Here is a 13,715-nt window from a genome sequence, read left to right on the forward strand (position 1 = left end):
CCTGCCCCCTACCGACCTCGCGGCGCCCACGGTGTGGGCGCCGTTCCCATTGGGCCACAGGGCCGCCGGAGAGTGACGTGTCGTGTGGGGGAAGTGGGTTCGAGGCGGGATGGGAGACCCGTAGGCTTAGGACTATGTCCCAGCACATCTTGACCGCCGTCGCGTGGCCGTACGCTAACGGCCCCCGCCACATCGGGCACGTCTCCGGGTTCGGCGTGCCGTCCGACGTCTTCAGCCGCTACCAGCGGATGGCGGGCAACAAGGTGCTGATGGTGTCAGGCACCGACGAGCACGGCACGCCCATCCAGGTGCAGGCCGACAAGGAGGGCGTGAGCGCCAGGGAGCTGGCCGACCGCTACAACCGCGTCATCGCCGAGGACCTCACCGGGCTGGGGCTCTCCTACGACCTGTTCACCAGGACCACGACGAAAAACCACTACGCCGTCACTCAAGAGATCTTCAAGGGCCTCTACGACAACGGCTATATCTTCCCCAGGACCACGATGGGGGCGATCTCGCCCTCGACCGGCCGCACGCTGCCCGACCGCTACATCGAGGGCACCTGCCCGATCTGCGGTTACGACGGCGCGCGCGGCGACCAGTGCGACAACTGCGGCAACCAGCTCGACCCGATCCAGCTGATCAACCCCAAGAGCCGCATCAACGGCGAGACGCCCACGTTCGTCGAGACCGAGCACTTCATGCTCGACCTGCCCGCCTTCGCCGGGGTGCTCGGCTCCTACCTGCAGTCCAAGCAGGGCGAGTGGCGGCCCAACGTGCTGAAGTTCGCGCTCAACCTGCTCGGCGACCTGCAGCCGCGCGCGATCAGCCGCGACCTCGACTGGGGCGTGCCGATCCCGCTCGACGGCTGGCGCGACCAGCCCAACAAGCGGCTGTACGTCTGGTTCGACGCGGTGATCGGCTACCTGTCGGCCTCCATCGAGTGGGCCAGGCGCTCGGGCGACCCCGACGCGTGGCGCGAGTGGTGGCAGAATCCCGACGCCCGCGGCTACTACTTCATGGGCAAGGACAACATCGTCTTCCACGCCGAGATCTGGCCGGCGATGCTGTTCGGCTACAACGGGCAGGGCGCGCGCGACGGCTCGGCGGGCTCGCTCGGCGCGCTCAACGTGCCCTCTGAGGTGGTCTCGAGCGAGTTCCTGACCATGGAGGGCAAGAAGTTCTCCTCGTCCAGGCAAGTAGTAATTTACGTACGAGATTTCCTGGCGCGCTACGACGCCGACGCGCTGCGCTACTACATCGCGGTGGCAGGCCCGGAAAATCAGGACACCGACTTCACCTGGCAGGAGTTCGTCAACCGCAACAACGGCGAGTTGGTGGCAGCCTGGGGCAATCTGGTCAATCGGTCGATCTCGATGGCGGCGAAGAACTTCGGGGTCGTGCCGGAGCCGGGCGACCTGACCGACGCCGACCGGGCGCTGCTGGAGCGCTCGCGCAACGCGTTCGCGCCGGTGGGCGCGGAGCTGCAGAGGTCTCGCTTCAAGAACGCGATCACCGAGGCGTTCGACGTGGTCCGCGAGGCCAACAAATACCTGGCCGAGCAGGAGCCGTGGAAGCTCAAGGAGGACCCGGAGCGGCAGAAGTCGATCCTGCACGTCGCGCTCCAGGTCGTCGACGACGCCAAGACGATGCTCACGCCGTTCCTGCCCGGCTCGTCCAACAAGGTCTTCACCATGCTCGGCGGCGAGGGCGTGTGGGCCGGCATGCCGGAGATGCGCGACGTCGACGAGGACGGCGGCACCTCCTACCCGGTCATCACCGGCGACTACGACGGGGCGGCCCGCTGGGAGCACCGGCCGATCAAGCCGGGCACGCCGCTCGCGCCGCCCGTGCCGCTGTTCAAGAAGCTCGACCCCAAGGTCGTGGACGAGGAGCTGGCCCGGCTGGGCGAGTGATCGGGCGCTACCTTGGATGGCGTGACCAAGCTTCCTGCCGCTCCGGAGCCGCTCTCCGCCCCTGTGTTCGACAGCCACTGCCACCTCGACATCATGGTCGGCAACAGGCAGGCGTCGTCCGGTGACCCGGTGGCGCAGGCCGCACAGGCGGCGGAGGCCAGCGTGCGCGGCATCCTGGAGGAGGCCAGGGCGGTCGGCGTGATCCGGCTGGTCACGATCGGCTACGACCTGAAGTCGTCCCGGTGGAACGCCGAGGTCGCGGCCGAGCAGGAGGGCGTGTACGCCGGGGTGGCCATCCACCCGAACGAGGCCCACGAGGCCACCCCGGAGGTCCTGGCCGAGATCGAGAGGCTGGCGCGGCTGCCCGAGGTGCGCGCGGTGGGGGAGACCGGGCTCGACTACTTCCGCGACTGGGCGAGCAAGCAGGACCAGCACGCGAGCTTCCGCGCGCACATCGAGATCGCCAAGCGCACCGGCAAGGCCCTGGTCATCCACGACCGTGACGCGCACGACGACGTGCTCAAGGTGCTGAGCGACGAGGGCGCGCCGGACAAGGTCGTCTTCCACAGCTTCTCGGGCGACGCCGAAATGGCGAAAAAGTGCGCCGAAGCTGGATATTTCATGTCTTTCTCCGGGCCGGTCACGTACAAGAACGCCGGCTACCTCCGAGAGGCCGCCCACGTCGCGCCCCCGGAGCTCATGCTGGTCGAGACCGACGCCCCCTACCTGCCGCCGGTCCCGCACCGGGGCAAGCCGAACGCCCCCTACCTCATCCCTCTCACCATGCGCTGCCTGGCGGAGGTCAAAGGGGTCCATCCGGATCGGCTGTGTGAGGCGATCAGCGCCAACGGAGTCACAGTCTTCGGCGAGTGGTGACCATCTTTCGGTGAACCCGCCGAAGCGGCGGGTGACGCCTCGCTAACGTTCGGGCGGTCCTGACCGTTCCGGAGGTGGTTCGTGCGAGGAAAGAGGCGTGCGCCGCGTCCGCCGATCCCCTGGCGTTCACCGTGGACGCCGGTCGTGTGCCTGGCGGGCGCCGCGGCGCTCGGGGCACTTGTGGCGGTGTCGTACCTGGTCAAAGAGGTCGTCGTGATCGTCGACGGACAGCGCACGGAGGTCCGCGCGTTCGCGGGGACCGTGCGCGACGTGCTCGCCGAGGCCGGCGTCTCGGTGGGGTACGGCGACGCCGTGCGCCCGGCCGCGCAGGAGGACGTCGCCGACGGGTCCACCATCGAGGTACGCCACGCGCGCCCGATCACCCTGACCCTGGACGGCCGCACCAGCAGGCACCTGGTCACCGCCACGAACGTCGGCGACGCCCTGGCCGAGCTCGACCTCACCCCGGCAGCCGGTCAGGCGTCCGCGCCGCCGTACGACGCGGTGCCGCTGTCGGGGATGCGGCTCACCTTCTACACCAGGCGCAAGGTGTACGTGGTCGCGGGCACCGCCCCGATCACCACGCACACCACTGCCAGGACGGTACGCGACGTGCTCAGGCAGAACGGGGTCCCGCTGCGCCGCGGCTACGTGGTGACGCCTCCGCTCGACAGCTTCCCCAAGGACGGAACGGTCATCACGGTCGCGCCACCGCACACCATCCCGATCCGCCCGGACGTCATGGCGCTCGACTGGCAGGCGCTGGCCGCGTGCCTGGCCAACGGCGACCCCCAGGCGTACAACCCGGACGGGCCCTACTACGGGATGTACCAGTTCAGTCCGCCGGTGTGGGAGGCCGTGGGCGGGATGGGACTGCCCAGCAGCTGGCCGGTGGAGGAGCAGACGTACCGGGCCCAGGTGCTCTACCAGCAGATGGGCGACCGGTGGCAGACCCAGTGGCCGACCTGCGGCGACCGCCTGCTCAGCTGACCCCCGGCGCCCTGGGCCGGGCCGCCCGGCCTTTGCCGCACCAGCCCGGCCCTGGCCCGTCTGCCCTTGTGCACGTGGCCCGCTCCTGGGCCGCCCACCTCCTCCTTGCCTCCCCGAAGGACCCTGGCCCACGTCGGCGGCGTAGGACACTTACGGCGATACGCCCCACCAGACGAGGGGGCCTGTCAGCCGGACAGCGACGCGCCGAAGTCGGCGCCCTTGGCGGGCTGGATCGGCTGAAGGGTGTCGGCGTTGCGTCCGGCCACCGAGACCTTCCCGTACGGCTGCGCATCCGGCTGCCCCACGAAGAGCTTGTTGCCGCTGAAGGCCACCGACCAGCCGAACAGCCCGTCGCCGGCAGGCAGCCGCCTGTCCTCCGCGGCGTTCTTCCAGGAGATGACCCGGACGCCGCCTCCGTAGGGCGCCCCGATGGCCAGCCTGCCGTCCGCCGAGGCGGCCATCGAGAACCCGAAGGCCTGCTTGCCCTCCTGCGTCACCCTCCTCGTGGGCCTCCTGCCAGGGTCGAGCAGCTGCACGTAGCCGGCCCCCGGCGAGCTCACGGCGTACCCGGAGCCCTCGGCGTACGCCACCGCGTAGCCGTACCGGTCGCCGGAGACGTCGGTCGGCGAGTCGAGCTTCAGCGTCGAGAGCTTGGGCGCCAGCACGTCCTCGATGAAGACGACCGAGCCGGAGTCGATCTTTCCGGTCTCCACCTGGCGGCCCGCGCCGTCGTCGTTCTCGTACGGGACACCGACGACCAGCTCGTTCCCGGGCCCGAACGCCATGGACCAGCCGAACTGGTCGCCGACCTCGCCGTTGCCCCGCACGTCGTCGGACTCCTGGCTGATCCTGCTCAGCCGGCCCGCGCCCTTGCGTACGTAGACGGCGCCCGCGTCCGGCAGCTGGTTCTCGTCCTCGTACGGCGCGCTGATCGCCACCAGGTCGCCGTGCGCGGCCAGCGACCAGCCGAAGTGCGCGAACCGCTGCGGCTGGGGCGCGGTCAGACGCTGCGGCGGCGCGGCGCCGCCGCCGCCGTAGACGACGTACGCGGCCCCGGCGTCCTCGGTGCCGTCCACGTCCGCGTACGGCGCGCCGATCACCAGGTCGGCGCAGGCGTCGGCGTTGACCTTGGCCAGCCGTACGGACCAGCCGAAGGCGTCTCCTCTGGCCAGATCCGGGACGGTGACGGGGACGACCTTGTCGCCGGAGAGCACGTTCACCGAGCCCTTCTGGTCGTCGGCGAACGGGTCGCCCACGGCCACGTCGTCCACGCCGTCGCCGTCGAAGTCGGCCGCTCCGGTGCAGGCCGCCGCCGTGGTCGTGGACATCAGGGGCGCTCCGGCGGTCAGCATGAGCGCGATCACCGCAGATCGGATCATCATCACAACCCGACCTCGATCTGCTTGCCGTTCTCGAGCATGGTCGCCGTCATCTTCACGGGTGTGCGGTACATGGCCAGATCGAACACGAACGCGCTGTCCACGCGGCCGCCCGGCAGGATGGCGGGGGGCAGCGTGACGGCGGCCGGGTCGTGCTCGCCGCCCCGATCGTCGATCATGGTGACGACGGGCTGGATCAGCTGCCTGCGCTCGCCGCCCGGGTTGATCATCGTCCAGCGGACCACGCAGAGCTGCCCCTGGGTCGCTGTCTTGCCCTCGTACTCCTTCAGCCCGCACTCCGGCGCCGAGGCGACGATCGCGATGGGGTCATCGAAGTTGGCGCCCAGCGCGAACCGGCGGCCCACGTCGTTGGGGCGCGCCGAGGCGGCCGCCTGGGAGGAGGGGGGTCCGGAGGTCGTGGTGATGGCCGTGTTGCGGCCGGAGGTGACGATCAGGACGGCCACCGTCACCACGATGGCCAGCACTGCCGCCGCCGCGGCGATGAGCCACCTTGTGCCCTTTGTCCTCGAACCGCCCAGCGTGTCAGGCTCGTCGCCCAGCGGCACCGCCGTGGCGTCCTCTGCTGTACGGCCTTGGCCCGGCAGCGCCGCCGTGTGGCCCTCTGCCGTACGGCCGCCTTGGCCCGGCGGCAGGGCTGCCGTGGGGCCTTCGCCCGGCCCAGCCGCTGTATCGCCTTGGCCCGGCAGGGCACGGCCTTGGGCCGCAAGGGCACCGCCTTGGCTCGGCAGGGTGCCGCCTTGGCCAGGGAGGGCCGCCGTACGGCCCTGGCCCGGTAAGGCCTCCGTACGGCGCTCGCCGGGCTGGGTCTCGGTGCCGGGGAGCCCGCCCTGCCGCAGTTGCGCCTCCTGGCCGTGCGACCGTGCCTGCTCCTTCTTCCTCGCCAGCGCCTCGGCCTGGGCCTGCTCCTTCTCCCGAGCCTGGGCCTCCCAGCGCGCGAACTCCTCCTTGGCTGCCTCCTCCTCCCTCCTGGCCAGCTCCTCGATCGAGGCCTGACTCTGCTGAGGGGGCGGCGTGCCGGCCGTACCGACTTGGCCGCCGAACGCGCCCGGCGGACCGGACACGCCGGGGGCACCCGGAACGCTGGGACCCGGAACGCTGGGACCCGGAACGCCTGGAACGCTTGCAGCTCCCGGAGTGCTGCTGGGAGCGCCCGGTACGACAGAAGCCCGGCGGCCCGTGGCGTCGCTCGGCGGGGGAGTCGTGAACGTGGCCGTGATGTCCGGCTCGTCCACGACGTTCTGCGGCGGCTGCCAGTCGCTGAGCATCTCGTTCGCGACCAGGGTGGGCGGATCGGCGGCCCGCGCCGGCGTGCTCCCTCCCACCAGGGCGATCAGCAGATCCTGCGCCGTCGGCCGCAGGATGGGGTCCATCGAGGTGGCCCGCCGTACCAGCTCGTTGAGTGGCGCGGGCAGCGCGCCCAGCTCGGGCGGGTTGTTCAGTACGCGCGTGGCCAGCGTGATGGCGTCGCCGCGGCCGAAAGGATGCCGCCCGTTGCCCGCGTACGCGACCAGGCAGCCCCAGGCGAAGATGTCGGCCGCCGGGGTGACGAGCTCGCCGCGTACCTGCTCCGGGGCCCACCATCCAGGGCTGCCTAATAATTCACCGGAGAGCGTGAATCCGGTCTCCCGGTCGAGCGCCCTCGCGATGCCGAAGTCGATCACCCTGGGCCCCGACAGCGAGAGGATCACGTTCGCCGGTTTCAGGTCCCTGTGCACCAGCCCCGCCACGTGGATGGCCGCCAGCGCCGCCGCCACCCCCAGCGCGACGCCGTGCAGCGGCCCCGGCTCCAGAGCCCCGTATGTCGTGATCTGGTCGGAGAGCGGGGTGCCCGCGATGTACTCGGTCACCATGTACGGACGGCCGTCCCCGGTGTTGCCGTTGTCCAGCACCTGAGCCGTGCAGAACGACGCCACCCGGCGAGCGTTCTCGACCTCGGCATGGAACCTGGCCGCGAACCCCTCCTGGTTGGCGAACTCCGCCTTGACGACCTTGAGCGCGACAAATCGCCCCGTCGGCGCCCGTGCGAGGAACACGGTCCCCATGCCGCCCTCGCCGAGCCGGCCCAGCAGCCGGTACGGCCCGATCTCCCGCAAGTCCGTCGGGCGGAGCGGCGCGGCGCCCGTTGGCTCCATGAGGGACGTCCCTTCCTGTTCCACGCCATCCTCTCCTTTGGTCTCCCCAAGCGCCATCGCTGGTTCTTCGATGCGAGAGACTGATTGGATGATGAGGCTGTTGGGCCCAGCGGAAATACGTATTTTGGCGGACAAGCTAGATCTTCGTCCGACAAAAAAGCTAGGCCAGAACTTCGTGATCGACGCAGGGACTGTCCGGCGCATCGTCCGCGTCGCCGATCTGTCGGAGAACGACGTGGTCATCGAGGTCGGGCCGGGTCTCGGCTCGCTCACGCTCGCGCTCCTGCCGTCGGCCGCGCACGTGGTGGCCGTCGAGATCGACCCGGTGCTCGCCCGCCAGCTCCCCATCACCGTCGCCGAGCGCGGGGGGTCCGAAAAGCTCACGGTCGTGAACGCGGACGCGATGAGGATCACCCCCGACGACCTGTCCGGCTTCACCCCCACGGCCCTGGTCGCCAACCTCCCCTACAACGTCGCCGTCCCGGTGCTGCTCCACCTGCTCCAGCTCTTGCCGTCCCTGCGCAAGGGCCTGGTCATGGTCCAGTCGGAGGTGGCCGACCGCCTCGCCGCCGGCCCCGGTTCCAAGGTGTACGGGGTGCCGTCGGTCAAGGCCGCCTGGTATGCGGACGTCCGCCGCGCAGGTCCGGTTGGCCGTACCGTCTTCTGGCCCATCCCCAACGTCGATTCCGGCCTCGTCTCATTGGTACGGCGGGAGCCGCCGGCCACGAAGGCGTCGCGCGAGGAGGTGTTCGCGGTGGTGGACGCCGCCTTCGCGCAACGAAGGAAGACCCTGCGAGCGGCCCTCTCCTCGTGGGCGGGCAGCGCGGCGCAGGCGGAGGAGGCGCTCCGCGCGGCCGGAGTGGACCCGTCCGCCCGGGGCGAGCAACTGGACGTCCACGCCTTCGCCCGCATCGCCGAGTCCAGACCGTAACCGCCGGGGCGGAGGGGGGCGATCCTGGCCTGCGCCCTGAAGATTTCCACAACCTCTCGCGCCTTCCCTCCCGCCATCCACAGAACCACGTTCGGCCTCAAGCCGCCGCACCCCGCCGCGTGATCCTGGCCTCCCGTCCCCACAGGAGGCCAACATGATCAAGCTACGACCGGCCATCGCCGGCGCACTCTTCGCAGCCCTCGCCATCTCCGCCGACCCGGCTCGAGCAGCCTCCCTCACTCCGCGTCCATGCGCACGAGTGGACCTCTGCCGTCCATGTGGACGGGTGGGCCTCTGCCGTCCATGCGGACGGGTGGGCCTCTGCCGTTCATGCGGACGAGCGGGCCTCTGCCGTTCATGCGCACGAGTGGATCGGTGCACCCGACAACCCTGGAGGCCGCCGGCGTCTCCGAAGCAGGCGGGGCGCTGCTGCGATCCGCGCCCCCACCCGCGCCCGGCAGGCAGACGCACCCGCGGCGAGATCGCCGCCGCCGCGGCTCTCGCCCAGCGGGGCGTGCCCTTCTCGTGGGGCGGAGGTTCGGCGGGCGGTCCCACCATCGGCATAGGCAGGGGAGCCGGGACGCGAGGCTTCGACTGCAGCGGCCTGACCCTCTACGCCTGGGCCCGGGCGGGCGTGGCCCTCGGCCACTACACGGGCACGCAGTTCCGCCAGGGCCGCCGCGTTCCGCTCAGCGCGCGCCGCACGGGCGACCTGATCTTCTTCGGCGGCGGCACAGGTGACCCCACCCACGTGGCCCTGTATCTAGGGGGCGGGTTGATGATCCACGCCCCCAAGACAGGCGACGTGGTGAAGACGACGGACTTCCTCGGCTCCCGTTACTACCGTGCCGTCTTCCGCGGCATGACCCGTCCCGGCTGAGCCGCTCAGCGCCGAGCGCAGACCTCCACCAGATCCTTGACCAGCCCGGAGAGCGTCGCCTGGTCCTCCTCCCTGGAGGGCTCGTACTCCATGAGCCCGAGCCCCACGACCTCGAACCGTTCAGCCACGGCGGAGACCAGTGAGAGCAGCCCATCGGGACGCAGTCCGCCAGGCGCGGGGCTCCCCACACTCGCGAAGATCTCCGGATCGAGCACATCGAAGTCGATGTGCACGTAGACGGCGGCCTCGTCATGGATCTCCGCGATCGCCTCGGCAAGGGCCGCACCGGAATCCGCCACGGTCAGCCGGCGGATCATGCGGTCCTCGACGAACGCCAGCTCCGCAGGATCAAGATCGCGCACCCCCGCCAGCACGATCCGCCCCGGATCCAGCCGGTCCCCCGGCACCAGCCCTGCGGGCCCGTCCCCGGTGAGCGCCCGCAGCACCATCCCATGAAAGGCCCCAGAAGGTGAGGAGTCCGGCGTGTTCAGGTCCCCATGCGCGTCGAACCACACGACGACCAGCCGATCCCCGTGCCTCTTCCTGGCCGCCGCCACCGGCTCCAGCTCGACCCCGCAATCCCCACCGGTGGTCACCACGAGGCCATCGGCGGCCAGTGCGACGGCCTCACGCACCCTGGAGGCGGTGAGGACCAGATCGTCATCGACCTCCACCCGCACGCGACGGTCGGCGTGCACCATGTCGGCCAGCAACCGCGCCCCTTCGCGCAACCGCTCCGCCGTACGCGCCCCCGACCCTCGCCACTGTGGCACCTCGACAACCGTCACCTCGGACAACGCGCCCTCCTCAACCCTCAACGCGAGCTACCACTCCAGGATGGCGAGCCCACGGCCACACCGTCCAACGAGGTCTGCCTCGGCAAGCCACCCTCGCGCCCCATCATGGCCGGCTGCTGCCCTGTGGACCGCCAATACCCGACGCAATAGTCGCCAGGTAACTGGTAGCCTGGCGACTATGAGTACATCGGGTCAGCGATCGACGCTGGGACTGGCGGTGCTCTCCCTCTTGCGGGAGGCCGAGTACCGGCAGGAAGGCGCGATGCATCCGTACAAGATGCAGCGCCTGATCAAGGACCGTGGCAAGGCCGAGGTGGTCAACGTCGGGCAGCGCGCCAGCCTCTACCGGACCATTGAGCGGCTGCACAAATCCGGATTGATCGAGGTACGGGAGAGTGGCCGGGAGGCCAACCGTCCTGAGCGGACCCTGTACGCCCTGACCGACAAGGGTCGCTCGGTCTGGCGCGAGTGGATGCTGGACGCGCTGGCCAACCCGACGCGGAAGTATCCGGAATTTCCGGCGGCAATCTCGTTCATCCCGCTGCTGGACGTCCGCGAGGTGCTGGAGCAGTTGGAGAAACGCGAAGAGAATCTCGCCGACGAGCTGGCGCGCCTCCAAGCTGTCGTGGCCGAAGGGGAGCAGTGGGGGCGGCTCTTCGTGCTGGAGATGGAGTACCTGCGCGCCACCACCGCCGCCGAGCTGGAGTGGGTCCGCTCTGTCGCCGCCGACCTACGCTCCAGCGAGATCGCGTGGACCACGGAGTCACTGGTCGCGGCCGCCTCCGAGCACCCCGACGAAGACGATCCCCGCTGACGCCCGACCTCCGGGCTCTTCATAGTGATCAGGAAGTGTCATCATGCTTGACGTTCTCATCATCGGCGCCGGAACCGGCGGTCTCTGTCTGGCCCAAGGGCTCAAGCGCGCCGGCATCAACGTCGCCGTCTACGAACGCGACCGGACCCGGCGCGACGGCCTGCAGGGCTATCGAGTCGGGATCGATGCCGACGGCAAGCGTGCCTTGAAGGACAACCTGCCGCCCGACTTGTACGACACATTCATCGCCACCTGCGCCCAGCGGCCGATCTACGGCAACCAGCTCACTCACGAGCTGAAGTTCCTCTTTTCGGCGGGCCCGGAGGTCCTCAAGTCAGAGGACCGCCCGTCGGAGGAGGAGCAGGACGAGTCGGTCAGCCGCATGACGCTACGACAGGTGCTGCTCACCGGCATCGAGGATCTCGTGCACTTCGACAAGGAGTTCTCACACTACGAGCAGCATCCCGACGGCAAGGTGACCGCGCACTTCACCGACGGCACCACGGCCACCGGCGACCTGCTGGTGGCCGCCGACGGCGCCCATTCGAAGGTGCGGGCACAGTACTTGCCGCACGCGAAACTCGCCGACACCGGCCTGATCGGGATCACCGGCAAGACTCCGCTCACCCCGCAGACCGCCGCGCTGCTGCCTCAGCGGATGACCGAAGGAGTCAGCATGGTGCACGGTCCCAAGGGATTCATGTGCGTCATCCATGTCATGCGCTTCAAATGGGACGCCGACGGCAGGCCCAGGACCGGCATCGGCACCACCGACGCCGAGGCCATCGCTGCCTGGCCCGGCATGCTCTACGACAACAGCCGCGACTACATCATGTGGGGCTTCGCCGCCTCCGAACGGTGGCTCCCCCGAGACATCTCCCGCATGCGTGGCGCCGACATCCAGCGCCTGGTGCTGGAGATGACCCAAGACTGGCACCCCAACCTGCGCACGATCTTCTCCCTCGGCGACCCCGGCAGCAGTTTCCCGCTCACCATCCGCACCTCCGAGCCGATCCCGCAGTGGCAGACCAGCAACGTCACCCTGATCGGCGACGCCATCCACACCATGACACCCGGCCGTGGCGTTGGCGCAAACACCGCCCTGCGCGACGCGCGGCTGCTGACCCGCAACCTGCTCAAGGTCCACCGCGGCGAGCTGCCTCTGCTGGAGGCCGTACACGACTATGAGACGCGGATGACCGCCTACGCCTGGGACGCGGTCGTCAAGTCCCGCGCCCAGATGGACGGGCACTCCATCCTGCACAAGGACGGCCTGGCGGCGGACCTGGTACGAGCCGGCATGCGCACCGCGATGCGGGTCATGGACCACCTTCCGCCGGTCAAGCGCAGAATGGTCGCCGCCGAGTCCACCTTCCGCGGCGCCGGCCGCGACGACGAGGCCTAGTTGTACTGACCCGGGAGGTTGATCAAGCGGGCGATGGGCGGCTTATTGCCGATCGCGGTGTGTGGTCGGTGGTGGTTGTAGGTGTGAAGCCACGCAGATAGAGCGGCGCGGCGCTCGCTTTCTGAGAGGTAGCAGCGGGCATATCCCCAGCCGTCGGCAAGGGTGCGGTGGAATCTCTCGATTTTTCCGTTGGTCTGCGGACGGCGGGGCCGCGTGCGGGAGTGTTTGATCCGAAGTTCGCTGCAGGTGTCCCGCCAGAGATGTGACACGTATGCGGCCCCGTTGTCAGACAGCACCCGCTCCACGGTGACGCCGCGGTCGGCGAACCAGGTCACGGCTCGGCGAAGTACCGCGGTGGCCGTGGTTGCTGTCTCGTCGTCGTGAACCTCGGCGTAGGCGACACGGGAGTGGTCGTCGATCACGGTGTGGACGAATGCGCAGCCCATCTTCGGGTTGTGGTGGCGGTTCTTCAGTTTTCCTTTCGTCCTGGCCCTGTTGCGTGCTCCTTGTTCGCGGCCGACGAATCGCCACCCGCCGCCGTCAGGGATGTTGCCGAGCTTCTTGACGTCGACGTGGATCATCGAACCCGGGTAGCGGTGTTCGTAGCGGCGCACCGGTTCGCCTGTCGCACGATCGAGATAGCTCAGGCGACTGATCTGGCAGCGCCGAAGCACCCGGTGTGCGGTTGATGGTGCGACCCCGGTCAATGCTGCGAGTTGGACCGGGCCGATGCGCTTACGAAGGCGGAGCGAGACGATTCGTCTGGTCGTCGCCACCGGTGTCTTCGAGGGGCTGGTGCATGGACGCGAGGATCTGTCGGTCATCGGCTGCCCGTTCGCGTACCGGGTGGCCCATCGTTTGACGGTGGGCCACGAGCACTGAAATCGCGCAGCGACCTCTCGGATCGGGACGCCGTGGTCGACGACCAGTTGCGCGACCTTGAGGCGGGCTCGCGGGGTCAGGGCGGCGTTCGCGTGGCTCACAGGCTCGGCTCCTTCACCCGGAGCGCCTCGGTGCGAGGCGTCTGTTGTTTGAGCGCTCGCAGCGATAGCCCGACCGCGAGCAAGAGGCTCGCGATGCAGACGCCGAGGGCGACGTGGTAGCCCATCTCGAATGCACTACGAGCGGTGTCCTGCATATGGGCGGGGATTCCTTGCAGGTTCCCGGTAGCGATGGAGGCGGAGCCAGAGCCCGTGTCCCCGAATCGCGAGTTGGTCCAGGTGTGCTGGGTTGTGGCTGCACCGATAGCGCCGACGAGCGCCAGTCCTACGGCGGTGCCGAGCTGGCGAGAGGAGTTCAGGACAGCCGAGGCAGCACCTGCGACGGGCCCGGCGATGTTGCGCATGGCCACGTGGGTGATCCCGGGGACCAGCAGGCCGAAACCGATCCCAGCAGCCACGTAGCCGACGGCCGCGACCACGAATGGGCTCGTCGATGACAGTGTGCTCAGAGCGGCGACGCCGATCGCTCCGGCCGCACTGAGGGGCCACGGTGATTCCGGACAGCCTTCTTATGGGCGTAGAGCCTATGCGGCTGTTTGGGTTGAGAGGGACTCGTTGAGTACTTCCAGGGGT

The 13,715-nt window shown here is 69.4% G+C and carries 12 protein-coding genes; 7 read left to right on the forward strand and 5 right to left on the reverse strand.

Annotation, left to right across the window (positions count from 1 at the left end):
* Positions 1-134: 134 nt before the first annotated feature.
* The 3 genes from metG to AB0J64_RS28800 all read left to right on the forward strand — a co-directional run bounded on the left by metG (position 135) and on the right by AB0J64_RS28800 (position 3,782).
* Positions 135-1,916 carry a methionine--tRNA ligase gene (gene metG, locus AB0J64_RS28790; protein WP_364033268.1) on the forward strand — a complete coding sequence of 594 codons (1,782 nt, stop codon included), beginning with the start codon at positions 135-137 and terminating at the stop codon, positions 1,914-1,916.
* A gap of 21 nt (positions 1,917-1,937) precedes the next feature.
* A complete protein-coding gene (locus tag AB0J64_RS28795) occupies positions 1,938-2,792 on the forward strand; it encodes a TatD family hydrolase (RefSeq protein ID WP_364033271.1) in 855 nt (284 codons plus the stop codon).
* Between the two features lie 81 nt (positions 2,793-2,873).
* Positions 2,874-3,782 (forward strand): ubiquitin-like domain-containing protein, encoded by a 909-nt coding sequence (locus tag AB0J64_RS28800; protein WP_364033274.1) that lies wholly within the window; start codon positions 2,874-2,876, stop codon positions 3,780-3,782.
* A gap of 185 nt (positions 3,783-3,967) precedes the next feature.
* On the opposite strand, the gene AB0J64_RS28805 is transcribed toward AB0J64_RS28800, so the two are convergent.
* Complete coding sequence (locus AB0J64_RS28805; RefSeq protein ID WP_364033277.1) at positions 3,968-5,164, reverse strand: hypothetical protein; 1,197 nt, start codon at positions 5,162-5,164, stop codon at positions 3,968-3,970.
* On the reverse strand, positions 5,164-7,314 hold the full coding sequence (locus tag AB0J64_RS28810) for a protein kinase (RefSeq protein WP_364033304.1): 2,151 nt from the start codon (positions 7,312-7,314) through the stop codon (positions 5,164-5,166). Before AB0J64_RS28810 ends, AB0J64_RS28805 begins: the two co-directional genes overlap by 1 nt.
* Positions 7,315-7,405: 91 nt before the next feature.
* On the opposite strand from AB0J64_RS28810, the gene rsmA reads away from it, so the two are divergent.
* Positions 7,406-8,245, forward strand: a complete 840-nt coding sequence (gene rsmA, locus AB0J64_RS28815) for a 16S rRNA (adenine(1518)-N(6)/adenine(1519)-N(6))-dimethyltransferase RsmA (RefSeq protein WP_364033307.1) — start codon at positions 7,406-7,408, stop codon at positions 8,243-8,245.
* 514 nt (positions 8,246-8,759) lie between these two features.
* Positions 8,760-9,125, forward strand: coding sequence for an NlpC/P60 family protein (locus AB0J64_RS28820; RefSeq protein ID WP_364033280.1), 366 nt, complete (start codon positions 8,760-8,762; stop codon positions 9,123-9,125).
* Between the two features lie 5 nt (positions 9,126-9,130).
* Here AB0J64_RS28820 and AB0J64_RS28825 read toward each other — a convergent pair whose 3' ends face one another.
* Entirely contained in the window at positions 9,131-9,913 is a 783-nt protein-coding gene (locus AB0J64_RS28825) for an arginase family protein (protein ID WP_364033310.1), read from the reverse strand.
* 187 nt (positions 9,914-10,100) lie between these two features.
* Between AB0J64_RS28825 and AB0J64_RS28830 the strand changes: the two genes are divergently transcribed.
* Positions 10,101-10,736: a PadR family transcriptional regulator gene (locus tag AB0J64_RS28830; protein WP_364033283.1), complete on the forward strand. Its 636-nt coding sequence runs from the start codon at positions 10,101-10,103 to the stop codon at positions 10,734-10,736.
* Between the two features lie 43 nt (positions 10,737-10,779).
* Positions 10,780-12,141: an NAD(P)/FAD-dependent oxidoreductase gene (locus AB0J64_RS28835; protein ID WP_364033286.1), complete on the forward strand. Its 1,362-nt coding sequence runs from the start codon at positions 10,780-10,782 to the stop codon at positions 12,139-12,141.
* Here AB0J64_RS28835 and AB0J64_RS28840 read toward each other — a convergent pair.
* Both AB0J64_RS28840 and AB0J64_RS28845 read right to left on the reverse strand, forming a co-directional pair.
* Positions 12,138-13,124: an IS481 family transposase gene (locus tag AB0J64_RS28840; RefSeq protein WP_364033289.1), complete on the reverse strand. Its 987-nt coding sequence runs from the start codon at positions 13,122-13,124 to the stop codon at positions 12,138-12,140. The two genes, AB0J64_RS28835 and AB0J64_RS28840, sit on opposite strands and share 4 nt — an antisense overlap.
* Positions 13,121-13,561 carry a hypothetical protein gene (locus AB0J64_RS28845; protein WP_364033292.1) on the reverse strand — a complete coding sequence of 147 codons (441 nt, stop codon included), beginning with the start codon at positions 13,559-13,561 and terminating at the stop codon, positions 13,121-13,123. The genes AB0J64_RS28840 and AB0J64_RS28845 overlap by 4 nt, the downstream gene beginning before the upstream one ends.
* Positions 13,562-13,715: the final 154 nt, after the last annotated feature.

This window comes from Nonomuraea sp. NPDC049695, assembly GCF_040674955.1.
GTDB lineage: Bacteria > Actinomycetota > Actinomycetes > Streptosporangiales > Streptosporangiaceae > Nonomuraea > Nonomuraea helvata.